The sequence below is a fragment of the Stenotrophomonas sp. PD6 genome (genome assembly GCF_049199305.1).
Classification (GTDB): Bacteria; Pseudomonadota; Gammaproteobacteria; order Xanthomonadales; family Xanthomonadaceae; genus Stenotrophomonas.
In genome coordinates this window covers 74,857-98,247 of the sequence record NZ_JBLZQD010000012.1, presented here as the reverse complement: position 1 = coordinate 98,247, position 23,391 = coordinate 74,857, and the positions used below count along the sequence as shown (strand labels likewise).

21 protein-coding genes are annotated in these 23,391 nt (G+C 64.7%); 12 read left to right on the top strand and 9 right to left on the bottom strand.

Annotated features, from left to right (window positions below; translation table 11 throughout):
- Positions 1-73: 73 nt before the first annotated feature.
- From ACOZHM_RS15755 to ACOZHM_RS15740, 4 genes are all read right to left on the bottom strand, one after another.
- Entirely contained in the window at positions 74-1,009 is a 936-nt protein-coding gene (locus ACOZHM_RS15755; protein ID WP_421570257.1) for an RHS repeat-associated core domain-containing protein, read from the bottom strand.
- 123 nt (positions 1,010-1,132) lie between these two features.
- The gene (locus ACOZHM_RS15750; RefSeq protein WP_421570256.1) at positions 1,133-1,567 is read right to left on the bottom strand and encodes a hypothetical protein; all 435 of its coding nucleotides are present in this window, start codon (positions 1,565-1,567) and stop codon (positions 1,133-1,135) included.
- 163 nt (positions 1,568-1,730) lie between these two features.
- Complete coding sequence (locus ACOZHM_RS15745; RefSeq protein WP_421570255.1) at positions 1,731-2,546, bottom strand: amidohydrolase; 816 nt, start codon at positions 2,544-2,546, stop codon at positions 1,731-1,733.
- Positions 2,546-3,694 (bottom strand): pyridoxal phosphate-dependent aminotransferase, encoded by a 1,149-nt coding sequence (locus ACOZHM_RS15740; RefSeq protein ID WP_421570254.1) that lies wholly within the window; start codon positions 3,692-3,694, stop codon positions 2,546-2,548. Before ACOZHM_RS15740 ends, ACOZHM_RS15745 begins: the two co-directional genes overlap by 1 nt.
- Positions 3,695-3,978: 284 nt before the next feature.
- Between ACOZHM_RS15740 and ccmA the strand changes: the two genes are divergently transcribed.
- The 11 genes from ccmA (at position 3,979) to ACOZHM_RS15685 (ending at position 12,703) form a co-directional block, all read left to right on the top strand.
- Complete coding sequence (gene ccmA, locus ACOZHM_RS15735) at positions 3,979-4,638, top strand: heme ABC exporter ATP-binding protein CcmA (RefSeq protein WP_421570253.1); 660 nt, start codon at positions 3,979-3,981, stop codon at positions 4,636-4,638.
- Complete coding sequence (ccmB, locus tag ACOZHM_RS15730) at positions 4,635-5,330, top strand: heme exporter protein CcmB (protein ID WP_421570252.1); 696 nt, start codon at positions 4,635-4,637, stop codon at positions 5,328-5,330. Before ccmA ends, ccmB begins: the two co-directional genes overlap by 4 nt.
- Before the next feature lie 35 nt (positions 5,331-5,365).
- Positions 5,366-6,142 carry a heme ABC transporter permease CcmC gene (gene ccmC, locus ACOZHM_RS15725; RefSeq protein ID WP_421570251.1) on the top strand — a complete coding sequence of 259 codons (777 nt, stop codon included), beginning with the start codon at positions 5,366-5,368 and terminating at the stop codon, positions 6,140-6,142.
- Positions 6,139-6,324, top strand: coding sequence for a heme exporter protein CcmD (gene ccmD / locus ACOZHM_RS15720; protein ID WP_421570250.1), 186 nt, complete (start codon positions 6,139-6,141; stop codon positions 6,322-6,324). Before ccmC ends, ccmD begins: the two co-directional genes overlap by 4 nt.
- Complete coding sequence (gene ccmE, locus ACOZHM_RS15715) at positions 6,321-6,782, top strand: cytochrome c maturation protein CcmE (RefSeq protein ID WP_421570249.1); 462 nt, start codon at positions 6,321-6,323, stop codon at positions 6,780-6,782. The genes ccmD and ccmE overlap by 4 nt, the downstream gene beginning before the upstream one ends.
- Entirely contained in the window at positions 6,783-8,702 is a 1,920-nt protein-coding gene (locus ACOZHM_RS15710) for a heme lyase CcmF/NrfE family subunit (RefSeq protein ID WP_421570248.1), read from the top strand.
- Between the two features lie 4 nt (positions 8,703-8,706).
- Positions 8,707-9,318 (top strand): DsbE family thiol:disulfide interchange protein, encoded by a 612-nt coding sequence (locus tag ACOZHM_RS15705; RefSeq protein WP_421570247.1) that lies wholly within the window; start codon positions 8,707-8,709, stop codon positions 9,316-9,318.
- A gap of 13 nt (positions 9,319-9,331) precedes the next feature.
- On the top strand, positions 9,332-9,787 hold the full coding sequence (locus tag ACOZHM_RS15700) for a cytochrome c-type biogenesis protein (protein WP_421570246.1): 456 nt from the start codon (positions 9,332-9,334) through the stop codon (positions 9,785-9,787).
- Positions 9,781-10,767, top strand: coding sequence for a tetratricopeptide repeat protein (locus ACOZHM_RS15695; RefSeq protein ID WP_421570275.1), 987 nt, complete (start codon positions 9,781-9,783; stop codon positions 10,765-10,767). The genes ACOZHM_RS15700 and ACOZHM_RS15695 overlap by 7 nt, the downstream gene beginning before the upstream one ends.
- 223 nt (positions 10,768-10,990) lie before the next feature.
- Positions 10,991-12,103, top strand: coding sequence for a homoserine O-acetyltransferase MetX (gene metX / locus ACOZHM_RS15690; RefSeq protein ID WP_421570245.1), 1,113 nt, complete (start codon positions 10,991-10,993; stop codon positions 12,101-12,103).
- 3 nt (positions 12,104-12,106) lie between these two features.
- A complete protein-coding gene (locus ACOZHM_RS15685; RefSeq protein WP_421570244.1) occupies positions 12,107-12,703 on the top strand; it encodes a DUF1294 domain-containing protein in 597 nt (198 codons plus the stop codon).
- Positions 12,704-12,882: 179 nt separating this feature from the next.
- On the opposite strand, the gene ACOZHM_RS15680 is transcribed toward ACOZHM_RS15685, so the two are convergent.
- From ACOZHM_RS15680 to ACOZHM_RS15660, 5 genes are all read right to left on the bottom strand, one after another.
- Positions 12,883-16,644 (bottom strand): hypothetical protein, encoded by a 3,762-nt coding sequence (locus ACOZHM_RS15680; protein ID WP_421570243.1) that lies wholly within the window; start codon positions 16,642-16,644, stop codon positions 12,883-12,885.
- A gap of 289 nt (positions 16,645-16,933) precedes the next feature.
- Entirely contained in the window at positions 16,934-17,362 is a 429-nt protein-coding gene (locus ACOZHM_RS15675; protein ID WP_421570242.1) for a hypothetical protein, read from the bottom strand.
- A gap of 780 nt (positions 17,363-18,142) precedes the next feature.
- Positions 18,143-18,511: a hypothetical protein gene (locus tag ACOZHM_RS15670; RefSeq protein ID WP_421570241.1), complete on the bottom strand. Its 369-nt coding sequence runs from the start codon at positions 18,509-18,511 to the stop codon at positions 18,143-18,145.
- A gap of 176 nt (positions 18,512-18,687) precedes the next feature.
- Positions 18,688-21,468, bottom strand: coding sequence for an XVIPCD domain-containing protein (locus tag ACOZHM_RS15665; RefSeq protein ID WP_421570240.1), 2,781 nt, complete (start codon positions 21,466-21,468; stop codon positions 18,688-18,690).
- Positions 21,469-21,510: 42 nt separating this feature from the next.
- The gene (locus tag ACOZHM_RS15660; RefSeq protein WP_421570239.1) at positions 21,511-22,161 is read right to left on the bottom strand and encodes an imm11 family protein; all 651 of its coding nucleotides are present in this window, start codon (positions 22,159-22,161) and stop codon (positions 21,511-21,513) included.
- 117 nt (positions 22,162-22,278) lie between these two features.
- Between ACOZHM_RS15660 and ACOZHM_RS15655 the strand changes: the two genes are divergently transcribed.
- On the top strand, positions 22,279-23,286 hold the full coding sequence (locus tag ACOZHM_RS15655; RefSeq protein WP_421570238.1) for an alpha/beta hydrolase: 1,008 nt from the start codon (positions 22,279-22,281) through the stop codon (positions 23,284-23,286).
- Positions 23,287-23,391 lie beyond the last annotated feature (105 nt).

Below are 23,391 nucleotides of genomic sequence, written 5' to 3'. Positions count from 1 at the left end.
TACCACCTGATCCCCGCGCCGTCGGCGCGCCCCCTTCAACACGAAGGGGGCTCTCGTACTGTTGGTCGTTCGGCTACCGGTAGCCGTGCCATCCCCTGACTCTGAAGAAGTTGGCGTAATGCGTCGGCGTCACGTAGAACTCATGGTAACCGCCCTTGCTGCTGCTTCCGGTGACGATGCGCCAAGCACCGTACTTATGGCTGCCTTGCCCCCAGTAAACCGGAAGCCGGTGGTAATAGGTCTGGCTTTGCGCATCCGGAAGCGCGCCGTTTATGTTGTCAAACGGCTTGGCGGACCGAACCTTGGTGGGATCCGGCGTGCGTCCTCGTGCCCCGTACTGGCGGATCTCCAGGATCCTGTCTCTCACGGGTGAGGGCAGATCGGCCATGTCTACGGATGTCATCGTTGCCTTATCGCGGTAAGCGATACCCGAGGAGCCACCTGCACTGGGCGCTGCGGCACGCGCCGGAGTGGAAGGAGGCGGCAGTGCCACTGGGGAAGCTGCAGTTGGCGTCCCTGACGACGTACTGCCGGCCCGTTTCGCCCAAGACGATCCGGGGCCGGGAGCGCTGGAATTCCCAAGTTTCATTGGGGCTAAACGGCGACCGGCCATGCCCGCGCCCGCCATCAACGCCATCGCCGCGATCACGCCGCCGACGATCCAGGGCGTCGCACTACCGCCTCCGCCGTCATTGTCGGACGGGCTGGCAAACGCAGCGGCGGCCGCTCCGCCCGCACCAGCGACAAGCCCAAGCATCATCAAGGGCAACGCAAAGGTGCCGTCGGGATCGGTGTAGTTGACCGGGTCGCAGCCGCAGTAGGCGTATGCGTTGATCCCGCCCCTGCCGAACGGGCTGAGCGGGTCCGGGCTGTGGAAACGACACAGCACCGGGTTGTAGACGCGCCTGCCGTTGCCCAGGATCTGCCAGTGTGTGCCCGGCTCGTGCAGCTCGCCGTTGAAGCCCGCAAGGGTCCAGAGACCTGCCCGCCTGCCGTTCGGTATCGACATGACATCACCCCGCAGTAATACGGCCACGCCTCACGTGTCCCCCGCAGGCGAGGAGATTTTAAGCAGCGGGTGTGTTTTTTCGGTGTGACAGGACGCGCCGGCCGTTGGCCGGTTCGCGTAACGTCAGCGGCGCTCGATCGTGAATCGGCTTCCGGCTACGCCCAGGTCCCAGCCTTTGCCGGTACCGGCCAGGGCCAGCGAGACATCACCCTTGGTCACCACCTGCGCGCTGCTGGATTTGTCGGCGCCGGCATGCGCTTCCACCGAGGCGTAGGAGCCGATCAGATCATCGAGCGAATACGCGCCGGAGAACCTGCCCTTGCCGTCGGTGATGGTCGACTTGCCTACGGTGAGGCCGCCGCCCTTGACGCTGATCTTGACCGGAATATGCGCGCCGTTGTCGCAGGTGATCGTGCCGGTGCCGTTGGCAGTCTTGTAGAACACCGACCAGCCGGACAGGTTGTACTTCAGCTCGCAATCGATGTTGCCGGCCGCCTGCGCGGCCGGAACCATGGCGAAACCGGCCAGCGCGATCAGTGCCAGGGAAAGCTTGTTCATTGCGGTGCGCTCATACGAAGGGAGAACGGCCCCGAATCTAGCAGCGCGCGCGTGTGGTCGGCATGAGGCCGCCCACACGCATGCAACCACCGTTCAGTAGTGACAGCCCATGGCTGTCAACCAAGCAATGCCAGAACCACACACCGCCAGCCAACGGCCGGCGCTACCGGATCTCGAAACTATCCGCATCCAACATCGCCGGGAACCGCGCCCGATGCGCGGCCAGCGCAGCAGCCGAAATCGTGGTGGTCACCACCTGCTCGCGCTCACGGATCTCCACCTGCGGCTGCCCCAGGAAATCGATCACGGCGCTGTCGCCGGCATAGTGCAGGTCGTTGCCATCCACGCCGATGCGGTTCACCGCCGCCACATAGCACAGGTTCTCGATCGCCCGCGCACGCAGCAGGGTCCGCCACGGATAGGCGCGGGCCGAAGGCCAGTTGGCCACGAAGATCTGCAGGTCGAAATCCATGTCCTCGGCGCGCTCCACGTTGTAGCGGTTGCGGCAGAACACCGGGAAACGCAGGTCGTAGCAGACCTGCGGATTGATCCGCCAGCCCTTCCATTCCACGCTCAGCCGCTCGCTACCGGCGGCGTAACGCAGGTGCTCGTCGCCGTAGCGGAACAGGTGGCGCTTGTCGTAATACTGCAGTTCACCGTCGGGCGTGGCCCACAGCAGGCGGTTGAACACCGCTTCGCCCACGCGCAACTGCACGCTGCCGGTCACGGCCGCACCCAGCGTGGCCGCCTGCTCGCGGATCCAGGCCACGGTCGGCCCGTCCATGCCTTCGGCACGGAAGATGGCGTCGTTCGAGAAACCGCTGGTGAAGGTTTCCGGCAGGATCACCAGGTCGGTCTGCCCGGTCAGCGGGGCCAGCAGCGCGCCGTAGTAAGCACGGTTGCCCTCCGGGTCGTGCCAGCGGGTATTGCCCTGGATGAGGGAGATGCGCAGATCGGGACGTGTGGGGGCGGCGGTCATCACAGCACCTGCAGGCGTTCGATTGCTGCGCTCAGCGTGGCATCGTTCTTGGCGAAGCACAGCCGCACCAGGCGCTGGCCTGCCGGCGCGGTTTCGTAGAACGGCGAGAGCGGAATGGCGGCCACGCCCTTCTCGATGGTCAGCCACTTCACGAACTCATGGTCCGGCAGATCGCTGATCGCCGAATAGTCCACCAGCTGGAAGTAACCGCCCGGAACCGGCAACGGCTTCAGCCGCGTGGTGAGCAGCTGCGTACGGAACGCATCGCGCTTGGCCTGGTAGAACGCGCCCAGCTCAAGGTGATGCTCGGGCTCATCGCGGATCATCGCGGCGAAGCCGTACTGGGCCGGGCCGAAGCTGGTGAAGGTGTTGTACTGGTGCACCTTGCGGAACTCGGCGGTCATGGCCGGCGGCGCCACCGCGTAGCCGATCTTCCAGCCGGTGCAGTGGTAGGTCTTGCCGAAGCTGGAGATGACGAACGCGCGCTCGCGCAGTTCGGGGTACCGCAGCGCCGATTCGTGGCGGCGGCCGTCGTAGATGATGTGTTCGTAGACTTCGTCGGAAATCAGGTAGATGCCGGTGCCGCGCAGGACGTCGGCCAGCGCCTGCATGTCATCGCTGGTCAGCATCGCGCCCGAAGGGTTATGCGGGGTGTTGACCATCAGCAGGCGGGTGCGCGGGGTGATGGCGGCGCGCACGCGGTCCCAGTCGACCGCGAAGGTCTGCGGGTCCAGCGGCACGTGCACGGCGCGCGCGCCGGCCAGGTCGATGGCCGGTTCGTAGCAGTCGTAGGCCGGGTCGAGCACGATGACTTCCTCACCGGGGCGGACCACGGCGTGGATGGCGTTGAAGATGGCCTCGGTGGCGCCGCTGGTGACGGTGATTTCGGCATCCGGGTCGATCTGCGCGCCGTACAGGTCCAGCGACTTCTGCGCGATGGCCTGGCGCAGCGGGGCCACACCGGTCATCGGCGGGTACTGGTTCAGGCCGGCGTGCATGGCCTTGACGGTTTCATCGACCAGACGCTGCGGCGCCGAGAAATCCGGAAAGCCCTGGCCCAGGTTCACGGCGCCGTGCTCGGCGGCCAGCTGGGACATCACGGTGAAAATGGTGGTGCCCACCTTGGGCAGCTTGGTCTGGGGGTTCATCGGGGTGGGGGTTGTATTGGAACCTTGAGTGTAAGGGATGGGTTGTGGATCCGGGGCCCAAGGAACCGTTTGCGGCCGTTGGTTGATTGATCCCGATCCCAATGGGCACGTAGGAATTCGTAGCCCCGGCCGTTGGCCGGACACCGCGCGCAGCGCGGCACAAGCGTCCGAAGCCCATGCAATGCGGTGCCGATCATCCAACCGGCGTGTAGACCCAACCGAAGACGCCCATCAGACCTGCATGCCCCCAAACCTCCGACCACCGTCACCGGTACAATCGCGCCATGCAGATATCCCCGAATACCCCTCCGTTGCTGGCCGCCCACGGCCTGGCCTTCAGTCGCAACGATGAACCGGTGTTCGGGCCGCTCGACCTGCAGGTCGATGCCGGTGAGGCGCTGCTGGTGCAGGGCGACAACGGCGCCGGCAAGACCACCCTGCTGCGGGTGCTGGCTGGGCTGCTGCGCCCGGGCAGCGGCACCATCCAGATCGACGGGCGCCCTGCCGGGCACCGCGAGCGGGCACAGTACGTGGCGTACCTGAGCCACCTGCCCGGCCTCAAGCCGGACCTGGACACGCTGGAAAACCTGAATTTCCTGTGCGGCCTGCATGGCCGGCGGGCGCGGCAGATGCCCGGCAATGCATTGGCCATCGTCGGCCTGGCGGGCTACGAGAGCACGCTGGTACGCCAGCTCTCGGCCGGCCAGAAGCGACGCTTGGCGCTGGCGCGGATCTGGCTCTCTCCTGCCCCGCTGTGGTTGCTGGATGAGCCGTACGCGAATCTGGACCTGGAGGGCATCAACCTGGTCAACCGGATGATTTCCGCGCACCTGCGCAGTGGGGGGGCGGCGTTGGTGACCACGCATGGTGCCTATGCGGCGCCGCCGGTACGTACGCGGTTGGTGACGCTGGGCGCGGCCGTTCAGACGGGAGAGCCCGCATGATCGCGCCCGGAACCCAACCCGGGCTGTGGCAGACCGCGCGTGCCCTCGCCGGCCGCGATCTGCGCCTGCTGTGGCGACGCCGTGGCGATGCGTTGCAGCCGCTGCTGTTCGCGCTGCTGGTGGTGGTGCTGTTCGCGCTGGCGCTGGGCCGCGACCCGCCGTTGATGGCCAAGGTGGCCACCGCCGTGCTGTGGCTGGCCGTGCTGCTGGCCGGGCAGCTCGCGCTGGATTCCCTGTTCCGCAGCGATGCCGAAGACGGTTCGCTGGAACAGTGGCTGCTGGCGCCGGTGCCGCTGGCCTGGCTGGTGCTGGTGCGGGTGCTGGTGCACTGGGCCACCACCGCCCTGCCGATGATCCTGGTCACCCCGCTGCTGGCCGAAATGCTGCATCTGCCACATGACCAACTGCCGCTGTTGCTGGCATCGTTGCTGCTGGGCACGCCCCTGCTCAGCCTGATCGGCGGCGTGGTGGCAGGCCTGACGGTGAGCATCCGGCGCTCTGGTATTCTCGTGGCGTTGCTGGCGTTGCCGCTGTATGTGCCGGTGCTGGTGTTCGGTGCAGGCAGTGTGGCGGCGGCGGCACGCGGGCAGGACCCGGTGGGTGCGTTGCTGCTGCTGGGCGCCGGGCTGGTGGTGGCGCTGGTGTTGGCGCCGTTGGCGACCGCGGCGGCGATTCGGATTTCGTTGAATTGATGTTCTGTTCTCCCTAGCTGGATAGCCATCGCTGCATGAATAGCCTTGTCCGCTGGTTCCACCAACTCGGTTCGCCGCCCACCTTCGATCGCTTCGCTGCGCGCTGGTCGCGCGTGTTCTACGTCGCGGCGCTGCCGGTCCTGCTGATCGGCCTCTGGCAAGGCCTGTTCGTGGTGCCGCCGGAACAGAACCAGCACGACGCCTTCCGCATCATCTACATCCACGTGCCCAGCGCGTGGATGAGCCTGTTCGTGTTCGCGCTCATGGCCTTCTACGCGGCCATCGCGCTGGTCTGGCGGATCAAGATCTGCGAAATCCTGGCCATGGCCTGCGCGCCGATGGGCGCCGGCTTCACCCTCATCACCCTGCTCACCGGCAGCATCTGGGGCAAGGGCACCTGGGGCACCTGGTGGGATTGGGACCCGCGCATGACCAGCGAACTGATCCTGCTGTTCCTGTACCTGGGCGTCATCGGCCTGTACCACGCCATCGAAGACCGCCGCAGCGCCGCACGCGCCGCCGGGCTGCTGGCCATCGTCGGCGTCGGCCTGCTGCCGATCATCCGTTACTCGGTGGACTGGTGGGGCGGCCTGCACCAGCGCCAGTCCATCAACGTCTTCGGCGAAAGCGCCGTGCGCCCGGAACTGATCGCCCCGCTGTGGTGGATGGTGATCGGCACCAAGCTGTGGTTCGCCGGCTCCCTGCTGGGCAAGGCCCGCGCCGACAATATCTCCCGCGACGCCGGCAAGGCCTGGGTCGCCGAACGCTTCGGCAGCCCCGCCGCCGTACCGCTGGAGGAGCTGCCGCGATGACCCACCTGCCCTTCATCATCGCCGCGTTCGCGGTGTTCGTGCTGGTCCTGGCAGCCGATGCGCTCGGCACCCGGCTGCGGCTGCGCGCCGCCCGCCGCCAGGCACTGCAGCGCCAGCAACGGCAGCGCGCCCGCGATACGCAGGCACCGGCCACGCCGCTGGCCACGGAGCTGAGCCGATGACGCCGGTACAGCGGCGCCGCATGGTGTGGGTGCTTCTGATTCTGCTGGCCTCCGGGCTGGCCACCACGCTGGTGGCCTTCGCTTTGCAGCGCAATATCGCCTACCTGTACACCCCCTCCGAGGTGCTGCGCGGCGAGCAAGGCACCCAATCCAGCTTCCGCCTCGGCGGCATGGTGGTGAAGGGCTCGTTCCAGCGCGCCGAAGGCTCGCTGGACGCCCACTTCGTGGTCACCGACGGCGACGCAACGCTGCCGGTCACCACCTCGCGAATCCTGCCGGACATGTTCGCCGAAGGCACCGCCGTGGTTGCCAGCGGGCAGCTGCGCAACGGCACTTTCATCGCCGATGAAGTGCTGGCCAAGCACGACGAGAACTACGTTCCCAAGGAAGTGGCCGACAAGATGGGCCAGGCGCACCGCAAGCACGACGTGCCGGTGCCCGCCGTGGAGGCACGCTGAGTGCTGCCTGAGCTGGGGCAGGTCCTGCTGATCTGCGCACTGTTGGCCGCCCTGTTGCAGGCGGTGCTGCCGCTGTGGGGCGCACAGCGCGAGCGCGCCGCATGGATGGCAGTGGCCCGCCCGGCCGCCTTCGCGCAGCTGGCACTGCTGGCCGGCGCGTTCGCCGTGCTGACCACTGCCTTCGTGCAGCAGGATTTCTCGGTGCGTTACGTGGCCGAAAACTCCAACACCCTGCTGCCGCTGGCCTACCGCTATTCCGCCGTATGGGGCGCGCACGAGGGCTCGCTGCTGATGTGGGTGCTGGTGCTGGCGCTGTGGGGCGGCGCCGTGGCGTTGTGGTCGCAGCGCCTGCCCGACACCGTGCGTGCGCGCGTACTGGGCGTCATGGGCATCATCAGCCTGGGCTTCATCGCCTTCCTGCTGTTCACCTCCAACCCGTTCGCGCGGCTGCTGCCGGCACCGCTGGAAGGCCGCGACCTCAACCCGCTGCTGCAGGACCCGGGGCTGATCATCCACCCGCCGATGCTCTACATCGGCTATGTGGGCTTCGCGGTGCCGTTCGCGTTCGCCATCGCCGCGCTGCTCGACGGCCGCGTCGACGCACGCTGGCTGCGCTGGACCCGGCCGTGGACGAATGTCGCGTGGGGCTTTCTCACCTTGGGCATCGCGCTGGGCAGCTGGTGGGCGTACTACGAACTGGGTTGGGGCGGCTGGTGGTTCTGGGACCCGGTGGAGAACGCCAGCTTCATGCCGTGGCTGGCCGGCGCCGCCCTGATCCACTCGCAGGCCGTCACCGAAAAACGCGGCAGCTTCGCCAGCTGGACGCTGCTGCTGGCGATTGCCGCCTTCGCCCTCTCGCTGCTGGGCGCATTCCTGGTCCGCTCGGGCGTGCTCACCAGCGTGCATTCGTTCGCCGCCGATCCGTCACGCGGTGCCTTCATCCTGGCGTTCCTCGCCTTGGTGGTCGGTGCGGCGCTGTTGCTGTACGTGCTGCGCGCCGGCGCATTGGGCAACGATGATCCGCGTCGTGGCTTCATGGCCACCTCGCGCGAAACCCTGCTGCTGGCCAACAACCTGCTGCTGGCCGGCGCCTGCGCCATGGTGCTGCTGGGCACACTGTACCCGCTGCTGGCCGACGCGCTGGGCCTGGGCAAGGTGTCGGTAGGGCCGCCGTATTTCGGCACCTTGTTCATCGTATTGATGGCGCCGCTGGTGGCGCTGCTGCCGTTCGGGCCGCTGGTGAACTGGCAGCGCGACCAGGCCTCCAAGCGGCTGGCGCTGCTCGCGCCGTGGGCCGTGCTTGCCCTGCTGCTGGGCGTGCTGGCGTGGTTCATGGCGCCGCAGGGCAAGCTCAAGGCCGCCGCCGGCGTGGCTGCTGCGGCATGGGTCGCGCTGGGCACCGCGCGCTTCGTGTGGACGCGCCTGCGCGGCAACGGCCGCTTCAACGCGGAAATGGTCGGCATGCTGCTCGCCCATACCGGAGTGGCCGTGTTCCTGGTCGGCGCGCTGCTGGTGGAAGCACTGAACGTGCAGCGCGAGGTCGCACTTACCCCGGGCCAGACGCTGGAAGTGAGCGGCTACACCCTGCGCTTCGAAGGCGTCGACCATCAGCAGGGGCCCAACTACGTCTCCGACCGTGGCCATGTGCGGGTGCTTCAGGGCGACCGCGAACTGACCCTGCTGCACCCGGAAAAACGCGCCTATGCCAGCGGCGGCCAGACCATGACCGAGGCCGGCATCCTCGCCCGCGTGCGCGGCGACGTTTACGTGGCGCTGGGCGAGCCGCTGGGCAACAATGCCTGGGCAGTGCGCGTGCACGTCAAACCCTTCGTCCGCTGGGTCTGGCTGGGCGCACTGTTGATGGCACTCGGCGGCTTCGTCACCGCTGCCGACCGCCGTTTCCGCCGTCTCCAGGAGTAGTTCCATGTCTGACCCCCGCCCCGCCTCGCGCCCCCTGCCCCCCATCGCCATCGTCATCGGCGTGCTGTTCTTCTTCGGGCTGCTCGGGTTGATGGTGTACGGGGTGATGAAGTCCGGCGCACCGGACCGCGACATCCTGCCTTCGGCGTTGATCGGCAAGCCGGCCCCGGCGTTCGAACTGCCGGTGCTGCACGACCCCAGCATCAAGGTCAGCAGCAACCAGCTGCGCGGCGCACCCTACGTGCTCAACGTATGGGGCAGCTGGTGCGCGGCCTGCCGCGAAGAACATCCCATCCTCACCCGTTTCGCCGAAACCAAGCGCGTGCGCGTGATCGGCTACAACTGGAAGGACGAACCGGCCGACGCGCTTCGCTGGCTGGAGCAGCTGGGCAACCCGTTCGTGCTGGTGCTCAGCGACGTCGAAGGCCGCACCGCCATCGACTGGGGCGTAACCGCCGCGCCGGAAACCTTCCTGGTCGACGCCAGTGGGGTCGTGCGCTGGAAGTACAGCGGCGCGCTGAGCCAGCGTGTGATCGATACGAAACTGCTGCCGGAACTGGAAAAGCTGGAGCGTGCCAATGCACAACCGCGTACTACGCCGCCTCCGGCGAACTGAGACCGGGCGCGCCATGCTGGCACGATCTGGCCTATGCGTTGCTCTACTGGCAATTGCGCTGTTTGTAATGCCAGCACTCGCACAGGCCCAGGCCATCTCCGACCCCACCCCACTGCACTACCGCGACGCCGCCGAGGAAGCCCGCTTCCACGCGCTGGCCGCCGAGCTGCGCTGCGTGCAGTGCCAGAACCAATCGCTGGCCGATTCCAACGCGCAGATCGCACATGATTTGCGCCGCGAAGTGCTCGCCTTGATGCAACAGGGCAAGAGCGATGCGCAGATCAAACAGTTCCTCGTGGACCGCTACGGCGAGTTCGTGCTGTACCGCCCGCTGATGGACACGCGCAACAGCCTGCTGTGGTTCGGGCCGCTGGCGCTGGTGCTCGGCGGCGCAGGCGTGCTGGTGTGGGTGGTGCGCCGGCGCAGCCGCCACGTGCAACCGATGGGCGACAGCGAGGAGCGCTGGTGAGCGACTGGATGCAGATGATTGCCGGCCTGGCCGCCGCCGTCGTGGCGATGGCGGTGCTGTGGCCGTTGCGCCGCAGCGGCAGGCGCGGACCGTTCCTGGCGGCAGTCATCGCCATCGGCGTGGCCGGCGTGGCGTTGTACATGCTGGTGGGCACGCCGAAGGCCGTTGACGCTGTTGCAGAAGACGGCCCGGAAACCCTGCAGCAGGGCGTGCAGGCGCTGGAAGAAGCGCTGGCCCGCGAGCCGCAACGCGCCGATGGCTGGGCCCTGCTCGGCCGTTCCGAGCTGGCGCTGGGCAACCTGGACAAGGCCAACCAGGCCTTCGCCCGCGCCGTGGCGCTTGCCCCCGATGAAGTGCCGGTGCTGGTGGAAGCCGCGCAGGCGCGTGCGCAGGGCGACGCTGCAAAACAATTCGACGACACCGCACTGCAATGGCTGAAGCACGCGCAGCAGGTGGAGCCGAACAACGAGCGCGCGGGCTGGTTGATCGGCATCGCGCAGCGCCAGCGCGGGCAGGATGCCGAAGCCGCCGCCACCTGGGAGGCGTTGCTGCCACGCTTGGAACCGGCCGCCGCCAACGCGCTGCGCGAGCAGATTGCGATTGCACGGGAGAAGGCGGCGATGCCCGCCGCCACGGGTGAAGCCACCGCTCCGTCGATGGGCCTGGATATCGAAGTGACGCTGGCCGCTGGCAAGCAGCCGCCAGCCGGCACCCAGGTCTTCGTGATTGCAAGGATTCCCGGCGGCCCGCCGATGCCGGTGGCGGTGCAGAAGCACCCGGCGACGGACCTGCCGTTGAAGATCCGCCTGACCGACGCCGACAGCCCGATGCCGACGGCGAAGCTGTCGTCCCTGGAAGCGGTAGAAGTCTTCGCCAGGCTCTCGGCAAGCGGCCAGGCAAACCGCCAGCAAGGCGATATGGATTCGCCGGTGGTAACAGTCAAGTTGCCCCACAAAGGCAAGGTAGCCCTGACCCTGTAACGCCACGCCATACGTGCCTTGGGGTGACGGAACCCCCGTAGAGCCACCCCATGGGTGGCTGCGCGCGGTGCCTGGTAGATCCGCGCCCTGCGTGGATGGTCTTCGCTCGCCACCGCGAAGCCACGCATGGCGTGGCTCTACGCCCGTATCCAAACACCCCACCGCGACACACCATGCCGCCCATCACCACAGCACCGCCACCGCGCCCGTTTAGAATGCCCCCATGACCGAATTCATCCCCCCCGGCACCCGCTACCACGCCCTGCCCTCGCCCTTCGCGTTCAAACGCGGCGGCCAACTGCACGGCGCGCACGTGGCCTACGAAACCTGGGGCACCCTGAACGCCGACGCCAGCAACGCCATCCTCATCGTCACCGGCCTTTCGCCCGACGCACATGCCGCCGCCAACCCCGACAACCCAGCCGCCGGCTGGTGGGAAGCCATGCTCGGCCCGGGCAAGCCGATCGACACCACCCGCTGGTTCGTGGTCTGCGTCAACTCGCTGGGCAGCTGCAAAGGCTCCACCGGCCCGGCCACCATCGACCCGGCCACCGGTGAGCTGTACCGCCTGCGCTTCCCCGAACTGTCCATCGAAGACGGCGCCCGCGCCGCCGTGGACGTCGTGCACGCGCTCGGCATCCAGCAGCTGGCCTGCGTCATCGGCAACTCCATGGGCGGTATGACCGCACTGGCCGTGCTGCTGCTCCACCCGGGCATCGCGCGCAGCCACATCAACATCTCCGGCAGCGCGCAGGCGTTGCCGTTCTCCATCGCCATCCGCTCGCTGCAGCGCGAGGCGATCCGGCTCGATCCGCAGTGGAACGCCGGCAACTACGTCGACGACCAGTACCCCGAATCCGGCATGCGCATGGCGCGAAAGCTGGGCGTCATCACCTACCGCTCCGCACTGGAGTGGGACGGTCGCTTCGGCCGCGTGCGGCTGGATTCGGACCAGGCCGACGACGATCCGTTTGGTTTGGAATTCCAGGTGGAAAGTTACCTGGAAGGCCACGCACGCCGCTTCGTGCGCTTTTTCGACCCGAACTGCTACCTCTACCTGAGCCGTTCCATGGACTGGTTCGACCTGGCCGAATACGCCGACGGCGACGTGCTCGCGGGGCTGGCGAAGATCAAGGTCGCCAAGGCACTGGCCATCGGCGCCAACACCGACATCCTGTTCCCGGTGCAGCAACAGCAGCAGATCGCCGACGGCCTGCGTGCCGGTGGTGCCGACGCGCAGTTCATCGGCCTGGATTCCCCGCAGGGGCACGATGCCTTCCTGGTCGACTTCGACCGCTTCGGGCCGGCAGTGCGCGGGTTCCTGGACACGCTCTGACCCATGCGCCAACAGGGAAAGCTCAGCGAATGGGATGACGCTCGCGGCTTCGGCTTCGTGCAGCCCAATGACGGTGGCGAGCGCTGCTTCGTGCATATCCGCGCGTTCACCGCGCGCGACCGACGGCCGGCGCTGGGCGATGTGATCACCTACGAGGTGAAGCCCGATGCGCGGGGCCGGCTCAACGCCGTTGGCGTGCGCTTCGCACTGCAACGCAGTGGTGCGCACAGCACGGCCGGCAAGAGCACCGGCCACGGACCGGATCGACTGCCCCGCACGCTGATGGCGCTGGTGTTCCTCGCCGGCGTTGTCGCGGCGATGTTTGGTGGATTCCTGCCGCCGTGGGTGCCCGCGGTATACCTTGGTCTCAGCGGCGTGACCTTCCTTGCATACTGGCAAGACAAGGCGGCGGCTCGACGTGACGGGCAGCGCACACCGGAAAACATGCTGCAGATGCTGGCATTGCTCGGCGGTTGGCCGGGCGCGTTAATCGCGCAGCATAAGCTGCGGCACAAGAACCGCAAGGTCTCGTTCCAGGTCAAGTTCTGGGTGGTGGTGGCAGTTAATCTGATAGCGCTAGTTTGGTTAGCAAAAGGTTGACTGGCAGCTATATACCGGTCGCGATCTTGAGCGACAACTCCCCCTCGGACAATGGTTGACATCCCAATGCAACTCCCCTCGGGCTGACCGCAACCCATATCTTCCGCAATTGATGGTGGTGGCTCGCCGATCCGGGTCGTGCCCAGCCTCCGCTTTTCGCGCACATTGACCCTTGAGCTTCACTCAAAGCTCTCTTCCTGATCGTGATCCACGCCTCTGGCGTCCTCAATCCAACGGTCAAGCTCCGGCATGCCTTTTTTTACCCACTCGGCGACATCTCCAGTCATCTCCTTGGCCAAGCGCAAAAGCTCAAGACGCCGGTCTTCGAGAATTGCCTTCAACGAGCCGTTCCACCTGTTCAAGTGTACTTGGCGATAAAACGAACCAAGGAACTTGGCTCTGTCAGGCGCCAGAGCTAGAAGGCCTTCAAAGAGTGGGTCGATCTGCGCGCCTTCCTCAAAGTCACTCCGACCAAACAGCGACATCGCAGGCCCAAGGACGCCATACCTGGCATTCGGATCAACGGACGCCCACGCCTGGAGCTCAAGTGATCCAATGGACTTATATGGCAAGCCCTTTCGGCCGCCCATGTCCCATCGCCAAAAATCGTCGTCGTCCGATGAAGCTAGCAGGAACGTGTCCAGCACAACACGCGGCTGAACCTCGCAGAGTGCCTTGACCACATCTCGGATTTCATAGAAGTCAACCTCGCCACGAACCAGACTAGACCGAAGCGCACCGACGAACGAAACAGAGATAGTTGTGTCTTTACCCGAGCAGCAGATCTTTGCAACCTCCGCTATGCCGTGCGCGTGGCTATCAGAAATCTGCCGCGGGTCCAGTTTGAATAGGATCCTTCGGCCTGCATCAAGCAATTGCCAGGGCGCCGCATCAGCAGTAGAGCTGTTGGCTAAGAAATACATGTACAGGATTTCGAGCGCAACCACCTCCCCGCCGGGAAGGCTCGCCAACTCACTGAGCAGATGCGCCAATGGCTCGGGAGGCGAGTGCTCCACCACGCCGTTAGCAATCTGCCAAAATTCCTGTGCACCGATGGCGCTAACTGCGAGGGCTCGCCGCAGTCGTTCAATCCCACTCTCGTCCATGCCCACGCGCGCCTGCAAGTAAGGAAGCCACCGAGACACCGCACTGTTGTGCATAACCTCCTCCAAGGCGCGCTCTGTGAAACGAGCATCTCGTCCCCGAGCTCGCCCTAGGAAGCCTCCGATTACCGTCGGATTGCGCTTCGCAGCGTCAACCCGCTTCAAATCGGATAGCAGCTCTTTCCACATCGAATCCAGCTCGACTGCGCCATCGGCCAATCCCAACCCGCATTCAAACGCACGCTGATCATTTCCGGCAACCATCAGCTCGGCCATGAACGCACTGCGAGTAGTTGGGTCGAGTGCTAGCTCACGACCGACATCCTCGGCCATGCGCGAAGCTCTCTCCCAGGGACTTACTCCACCTTGGTCGTCTGCCTCCCCGTCGCTAATATCCCAGCCATCCGTGCCCCGACCGAGAGCAGCCGCGCGGGCGCGGTGTATCAATTCGACCGGCTTTAGACGGTCGATCAACTTTACGAGCCGATCACGCCATGCAGGTGGCATTCCCGCCCCATCAAAACGTAGAGTTGCTCGAAGCGCAAGCCACCCTTCAATCCAAGCACCCTTCTGCAGTAGAGCATCCACCGCACCCTCCAGCGCATCGTGGCAAAATTGATGGCGCCAAAGATCCCTCGCGCTGCCTGACAAGATGCGAGGCGCCTCTTCGAACTGATCGGCAGCCGTCACACATAGATTTATAGCCTCGACATACCAATCCCACACCTCTCGATTGACCGAAGGCCTCCACCCCCAAGTTCGCGATCTGGCCCCGAAGTCGAAGCTTGAGCTCGAAGAGAAATTTGACGTCTTCAGCATTCCTTTAAGAGCCAGTAGCCCACACGCCGCCATCGCAGGGTTGTTCGACTTGAGCAGTTCCTTTATCACTTCTCGCCGCGTGCTGGGCGGCGCCTCAGTTCCTGAAAGGTACAAGTGGAACAATTCAGCGAACGACTCGCGTCCTGAGTTGGTATTGTTTCCTTCTGGTTCTGCAGCCACAAAGCGCGCCAGCAGCATGGCTGCGGCGATGAAGCACTCCGGATCGTAAGCCAACGCCTTAATTAGCCGGATCCAGTCCCAGCGGTGACTCGCGCTCTTCGCGGTGACCTCCGAATGGGCGTCCACTTCTGAGCCGATTCGGTGGAGGACATGCTCCGGAGCGATTGGAGCAAGGTTAGTGACGATCCCCAGGCCATTACCACCCCCACTGAAAAGATCGCCCATCGCTCCGCCAGGGACCAGCCATCGCTTGACAGCATCCCTAGCTTCTGGGCTATCGTGAAGGTTGCCGAGTCTACGCGAGAGCGAGATGAGCAGACGTGACCCCGCCGATCTCACGAGATCGTCCAGCATTTCTGGATGAATACGAGCGAGCGCATTGGCCGCCAATCCGTTGGCTATAGCTTGCGGGAGAATTGCCCGCCAGCGGCCGCGTACCTGTGCCACGTCGCGGCGTCTCAGCTCAGCGAGCGCCTCAAAGAGTTCACGCGTCTCGACACCCCGGATCGAAGCCAGCTGCGCCAGTTCTCCATCAGGACCAATGTCATCACCGTTCACCGAATACGCGAGCGCCAAATCTTCTGCGCACATTAGCAGCGACTTGTCCTCGATGTTGCGTTGTCGAAAGATGCGTTCGAACAGATCCCGACTTCTAACTTGGCCCAAGGTTTCACCGCGCCTGAGCGTCTCAGCGAGTGCTCGGGCGACGCGGAAGTTTCCGTGACTGAACTCAGCGATAGTGCGCCGGTCTACTTGGGATATGTGGTCGAAGTTCTGCTCCAGCCATACCTCGATGAGCCCACTAGAAGCCGCCTGCAATCTGAAGACATCTGTGTGTTCGGGCTCATCTTCCCGAACGTCGTACTCGACCGTCAGCAGGCCGATAGGAGCCCCAGAATCAGCGCACAGCTTGGCGAGCTCGGAATGAGTTTCGGGATTGCAGTTATCCACGATCAGAATCACTGGCTGCCGCAGTCCAATCAGTTCTCGCGCCATGTCTCGTGCGCTTGGCCGGGTATCCGTTGCGTAGTCGGTATATATCGCCAGACCGGGATCGAGAGGCTCTCCGCCCACCCCCTTTTCGAACAGCGCTTGCACCAATCGCGTCTTGCCTAGGCCTGACAGGCCTATGAGCCGGACGCATCGGCCCGGGCAGCGCAGCTCCGTCCTCAACAGCTCGACGCCCTCCAGCATTGGGAGTGCCACGCCAGGCTTGCGCCTCTCATCCACTAAGCATGTCGTAGAATCAGTGAGGAACTGCCTCTCGGCCTGCGGACCACCCCACCTGTCGATCGAGCTCCAACCATCGAGTGGTCTGTCTGTGCTTGCGCGCACCCATGCTGCGATTCCGGGATGCTCGTTTACCCAGGCCGCCAAGCGATCGCGATCATAGAAGTCAGTATAAAGATCCTCCGGCGACGCCAGATCGATGAGCTGATCACGCATCGCCTGGCGGCGCTCGCGCAGCGGCCTGTCCGCAACCGAACCCTGAGCGCTGACGATCACATAGGCACCATGGTTCTTCGCAAGCTCAGCAATCGACGACCGCAACGTGCCCTTAGGGCGCATTTCCTCCTTGATCGCGCGTGCCGCCATGTCTGGCTTCTTGACTTGGAAACCAGTGTGTTGGCGCGGCACGAAGTCCGCTCGAGGCAACGCACTGAGACACTCTACGCGCACATCAAGACCACCATCCGCAGCATCCTGATGCCCGCCCGCCGTAACTGAAGCGAGCGGCAGTCCTTGTTTGCGAAGCTCGCTCGTGGCCAACCTAACGACCAGAGAGCGCAAGTCTGTGTCAGAAAGCCGCGCGATATCCGAGCCAATCACTTCAAACATGGGGTCCGCAAGCCTATGTATGCATCGACAGGTCAGAGCTTAGCTGGTCAGCGGACACCTATTCCACCTGACCGCAACCAACTCATTACCAGCACCAGAAACCAAGAGGTGTCGCGATATGCGCGGGAGGCGAAGCGAGAGCCGTGACTCCCACCAACCGTACGGTTTTGGCAAAATGAGGAGGTACTATAACGACTGAATTGGGCAAAGCCGTGAAGCCGCTACGGCCAGAGTAAGTAGCTAGCCTTGGCCGGCAATGCTGCCTGCGACTCCACCGAGACTGGAACGACTAGGCTCCGTAGAAGAAATCTCGGCGATCCCGAGACCAAGTCTCGATCGTCTGTTGTGAACGACCTTGGATGCAGTCCGAAATGTAATCTGCGGCATCATCGAGCTCCCTTTGCCGCAGGTACTCAATAGTCTGCGCCACACCAGCCCCCACCATGTTCTCGACGTCGAAGCCACAGCCAGTATCCATGTTCAGATTCTTGGCGATCCACATGAGCTCGACGTCGACCGGATCTCCGACATGGAACAGCAGATACGCGCACCAATAGACGTTCTCGAAGTAGTCGTGATCCTCGCCTCTCTCGCGGCAGTGGATTTCTTCACGAACGATACTTTGCAAGAGCAGCTGATGCTCTTTTGCCGTTCCCGGAGTGATGCTCCGAAGTATTTGCTCCCGCGTGGAAGGGGAGCTGATATCCAAGTTCGTCATGGTATCCAATCGAGGCGCGGACGGCTCAGGGAGAACCTGTCCACAAGGTGGGAGACAGCCAGCGCCCCTGCTTGAAGGTCGATCTTAAGGAGCGCCGATTCCGTGAGCAAGGGAACCGGCAGCCGATGTTCGCTTTCGCCCAGGAGTGGACGTTCGCAAGCTCAGAATCAGTCCGAGCCGCGAAGTAGTCACGGCGCACGTGGACGTAGATCGACTCGCTGCGAAAAATTACCATCTTCTACTTCACGCAGGAGTCAAACCGGCTCTCCCCAACTGCGCGACTACGCTAAGGAGCCGAGTCGCCTTGAGTGCAGTTTTCGGCTGCGAGGTACACCCCGAATGCCTCAAAGGGAAGCTCAATGGGTGAAAGGATGAATGAAGTGCCGTCTTCTTCCTGCTTTACGTGCCAGAGAACCACTCCCTCTGGAGCTACGCCCAACTGAGGCGGGAAGACGAATGGAGGAAGCCAAAGCAGCTGGACATCGCCATCGCCTTACCAACCAAACTCGAGGAAAGACTCCTTTGCCTGGGCGACATAGGGTGCATGATCGCCATCGATAAGCTCGGAAGGCTCTCTGAGGAAGTGAAGATTATCAATCCACTCCACTGCGTACACACTGAAGGACGCTAGAGCTTGCGAAGGGTACTAAATGATCGTGCTCTTAGGAATTGAGTAGCCCAATGCTGTCTCCTGGAGCTGTTTTAGACTTGCCGTCTTCGCACCGCGCCGCCAATTCGGACCATGCTCCGTTGTAGGTCCCATCGAAGCTATGCTTAGTGCTAGACGCGCTGAAGCACATGTTTTTTTTTCAGATTTCCATCAGATGAGATGCCTAGCGTGAGCGTGTCATCTTCCAAGACAAAGCTCACACCGAATGACATGTCCGAACCCTCGAATCCGAGCTCACTCTGAGCGCGAAGCTGGCCTATAAGGCGAACTACATTGGGCAGCCCGATCTGGGCAAATAGCTCAACTGAGTTGCCCGAGACGCCGACAACCCCGGCCAGTTGTACCTTGCCTCCCAGGCGCAGCTCAATGCTGTGCCCGTATCCGACCCGGATGACAGACAACGAAGCCATTCCATCGGCTGAGCCGTAAGTGCCCATCAGGTCCTGCAAGAATAGCAACGCCGGAATGTGAACGATCATTTCGAACTACTCAATCTGTCTGAATGCCATCAGGACGGGGTTGTGCGACTTGTAGCAGAACAACCGCGTGGCGTTCTTGCCCATCTCATCGGTGACGTAATTCCACAAGGGTATTGCGGTTCGGCGACGGCTTAGGGCACATCGCTTGTGCTGGATATCCGTGCACAGGGGCAGGCTCAAGCCATTCTCGGCCCCTGCCGCGTCTGCTCATCCCGCTGCTGCTGGTCCTGCGCCTGCACCTGCGCCAGGTCCTGCACACGATCCTGCTGCTGCGCCGCCCGGCTCTGGTTCGCGGCCGCATACTGCTGCTCGGGCGCAGCCGCCAATGCTTCCTGCGTTGGCATATGCAACCGGTTCGCCGCCGGGTCCGCCGCCGCACCTGGCCCGGAACGCACCACAAACAGCGTGCTGCCAGCGGCGCGGGTTTCGGTCGCTTCACTCAATGCCATGTCCACCTTGTCGCCGGGCTTGAACCCGGCTTCGGCCGCGATCCGGTACGCACTTGCCAGCAGGCGGTCACTGCTGCGGTCCCACGGCTTGTTGTGCTGCTCATCCAGCCGGGCCACGGACGAGCGCAACTGCTCCACCAGCTCGGCATCTTCCGGGCGTGGGGCCATGCTGTGCCGGCGATCAACCTCGGCTTTGTCGTGCGTGGGCGGCGCAGTGCCATGCGGCGCCGATGCGCCCGGCGCAGGCGCAGGCGTACTGGGTGCAGCCGGCGTCACGTTGGCCGGCGGCTGTGCCTCCTGGGCCGTCGCGCGGCGGGTGTGTGCCTGTGCAATCTCATCCGGCGTGGTGACGGATTTGATCTCCATCCGCTCGTCATCCTTGCCGGCCAGGGTGACCAGCGCACCATCCTTCCGCATCTGCAGGGAGAACGGCATGCGCTCGGTCATGTCGCGTGCATGGTCCTGCGTCACCGCGTCCACGGCGGCGTCGATCTGTTCGGGCGTGCGTGCAATGCCGGCGGCGCGATACGCCGAGCTCACCTGAGCACGCAGGCCCAACTCGGTGGGGGTGGGATTGTCGCGGGCAATCTGGGCCATGGTGGCGAGCTCCTCCACGCCCGCTTGCTGGCTCTGGCGTGTGCGGTTCAACTCTTCCTGCACGCTTGCTTCGGCGTCGTTGGAGCCGTAGAGCATCCCCGGCGTCGTCCACTTGCCATCGTCACCCCGCGTATAGGCGTGGCCATCCGAGGCCATCAACGGCTGCAGGTCGGTCTGCGCGTTGCGGATCACCTCGGGTACGGGCTCAATGCTGGCGAAGTCGGCCCAAGCGTACTGCTCATACGCCACCTGGTAGCGGGCCGCGAGCGCCTCGGGCGTGTTGGCCGCGTTCTGGGCCGTGATGCGCACCGATTCCGCTTCCAGCTGCACCGACTGTTCCGGGCTGACCGCCACGGCGCGGTCGATCGGAATGCGGCCATCAATCACTTCATGGATGGAAAGATTCCATTCGCCATTCTGCGGGTTGCGCACGTAGTGGCGGCTGGTTTCAAACGGCTCCGGCGGCGGGGTGCGTCCCCCGCTGGCGTCGATGCGGAACGGGTCCTTTGGCTCGGGCAGGTTGGCCATGCCCAGCGAATAGGCATCGTTGGCCGATTTGTAGTTCAGCTCGTCCACCAGCCGGCCGCCGGCAACCATCCGCATTTCACGGAAGCCACCTTCGGGCGTGGGTGCCGTCACCGTGCGGGTCCAGGCGCTGCCGGGCTTTTCCGGGTCGCGGCTCCATTCGTTGCCGCTGCGGTCCAGCTGGGTGTAGACGGTCTTCTTGTCTTCCTGCTGCGCCCAGTATTCCCCGGCAAACCCACCGACCACGCCGCCCACCAGGCCGGTCACCAAGGCACCGGGACCGGTTTCAGAGCCGGCAATCAGCCCGTACACGAAGCCAGCGCCAACGCCGCCGGCGATACCGCCGGTGGTGCGTCCCACGAAATGAGTGGTCGCCGATTCCGCGCCCACCTGATTGCCCTGCGTGCGCAACTCGGCCACGCGGTGGCCGGTGACCGCAAAGTCCACCGCCAACGCGGCGACACCGGCGGCGGTGAGCATGCCGGCTCCACTGATGCGGGTGCGCGCGGCCACGGCCACCGCCTCGCTGGCCGCGCCTTCGGTTACACCTGCCCTGCCCGCCGTGCCGGCCAGTTCCGCTGTGCTGGTGCCGGGCCTTGCCCCATGACCGGCCACTTCCGCAGGGCCGGCCCCAGCGCCGGGCGTGGGCGCAGGCCGCGTGATGGTTAGCGGCTTTTCAAAGGTGAAGGCGTTGCGGGCGCTCGCCGCAGTCTGTTCGGTAAGCGGCAGGCGGCCGGCATGGTTGGCCTCTTCGATCGCGCTGCCCAGCGAAGAATGACCACCCCAGCGCGGGCTGAGCGCGGACGCGTTGGGCTTGTTGATCGCTTCCAGCGCCAGGTTGACGTTGGCTTCGGACTGGGTGACCGCGCGCCAGCGCAGCTCGTCCGGCTTCATGGCCTTGAATTCGTTGATCTGCTGAGTGTGCGCGCGCTCGTACGCGTCCACATCACCGAAGAACCGGCGGACCTTGGCGTTGGCCACGTCCGTCGACATGCCCTCCGGCGCGTTGGTGACCAGGTCACCATTCACCAGACCGGCCCGCAGGGTGTGGTCGAGGTTCGCTACGCGCGCGCCCATGCGCTCGGCGGCCGCCGCCTGTTGCTGGGGGGTGCCCAGTTCGCCCAGCGTGGCTCTGCCGTCGGGGGTGCTCTCCAGGTCCTTGAGCAGGGTCGCCAGTTCGTCGGAGTAGCCGGCCAGCGGACCGCCCCCATGCGGCGAAATACCCATCTTTGCCGCCAACGCTTTGTCGACCGGCAAATTGAGGATATTGCCTTCACCGTGCAGGTCGAAAAGGCCGCGCTTGGCCAGTTCCTGAAGCAGCCGGCTCTCCTTGAACGCAGCCTGCTCGAAGATATGGTGACCACGGAAAACCGGTGTATCAGGCATCGGTCAACTCCCGCTCAGAAGTCCATTTCAGGGGTGGGTGGCTTACAGCGCTGAAGCGTCCCGCAGTCGTATGCCGTCCAGCGTGGCGTGGCTGAGGGCGTCGAACATCACCCGGTCACAGATGGGGTCGAACCCGCTGTTGGGCTGGCGGAAAATGTGTGCGCCGCCCACCACCGCTTTCTTGAACACCAGCGAAGCACCACCGGCAATGCTGTAGAACTGCACGTCCTGCTCGGTAATGAAGTCGTGCTCCACCTTCACCTTCACGCGGGAGGCCGGCGCGTCAAGCGCATCCAGCTCGCGAATCACACTGCACAGGTAGTACTGCGGTCCGGCGGTGCCGTCGGCCAACGTGAAGTCGCACGCAGCGAACGCGAAGCCCTGCGCGTCCACGGCATCGAAGACGTCCTTCAACGCCTGCGACACAATCCAGATGCTGGCGTAGACCTCGAAATCGCGCGGCAGTCCGCCTTCGGCCGGCACATGCACCAGGTGGGGGCGTTCGGGGTACTGGGCGGGGTCGCCGTTGGGCGGATCGACCGTGCGCATGCCCGGGCGGCAGAGCGCCGCTTCGTTGGCAAACTGCAGGCCGTGCCCGATGCCGTCATTCCAGCGGCTGGGTTCCAGAAAGTAGAACTCGCCCTGGTGGGAATCCGTATCAACCGAAACGGGAATGGCAGTCTGCTCGTTCATGGGCTTCCATCATGGATGCGGGGATAGAACAGTAAGCTGGGGCGGGCTGATCGTAGCCCGGGCGGGCATTGCGGACAAGGCAGTAAGATCAGCGCTCGCACTCACGGAACGCGCTGGATGAAATGGACCTCTGCCCTGGGCTTGCTCTTCGCGCTGCTCGCCTGCGCCCCTTGCCAGGCGGCACGCACCGGCGTGGCGCCGTTGATCGACCAGCAGGACCGCCCCTGGCATCCCGCCGCACCCGCCATCGAGCAATCCCTGTGGCCGGACGATCTGGCTATCGCCCCGCCCTCCACGACGGGCGCCGAACGCTTTGGCCTCGGCCGGGGAACCATCGCGGGCCAGCCGGTCACGATGGTCCAGCTCGTCTCCCGGCCCAGCATGACGATCTACAAACCGTCCGGGGCGAACACGGGCGCGGCGGTCGTGGTCTTCCCTGGAGGTGGCTTCCGCGTGCTGGCCATCGATCTGGAGGGTACGGAGATCTGCGACTGGCTCGTCGGCCAAGGCATCACCTGCGTGCTGCTTAAGTATCGCGTGCCCGGCTCCGGTCCGTATTGGGCTGAAGAATGTAATTGCCGGCGCATCCCCGAAGTGCCGATGGCATTGCAGGATGCGCAGCGGGCCATCGCCTTGTTGCGGGCACAGGCCCACGAGCTGGGCATAGATCCACATCGGGTGGGCGTAATAGGCTTCTCCGCCGGTGGCCGCATGGTGGCCGACGTCAGCAATGCTCCCACGCGGACTTACAACGCCGTTGATGCGGCCGACCAGCAGCCCACGCGGCCGGACTTCGCCTTGGCGCTGTATCCCGGCCATCTGTGGGACAAGGGCAAGCCGGGCTTGACGCTGGATGCGGGAGTGCAAGTCGCGAAGGATTGTCCGCCGACCTTCATCCTCCAGGCAGGCGATGACCCCACCGACGACGTTCGCCACTCCATGACGTACTACCTGGCGTTGCAGCAGGCCGGGATTCCCGCGGAGTTGCACCTCTATCCGCATGGCGGCCACGCCTTCGGCCTGCGTGTGTCGAACACCCCGCTGGCGAAATGGCCGTCGCTGGCGCTTACATGGCTGGACGCTATCGACGTACTGTCCAATAGCGGGACCGTGCCGGCAGGGTGAGAACTCAAAGGCTCCACACTTCTGGAAATGGGACCGAGGGCCCCTGCCCTGCCAAGTGTCCGCTTCCGGCCAGAACCGGACATACGATGCCACAGCTGCTTGGGC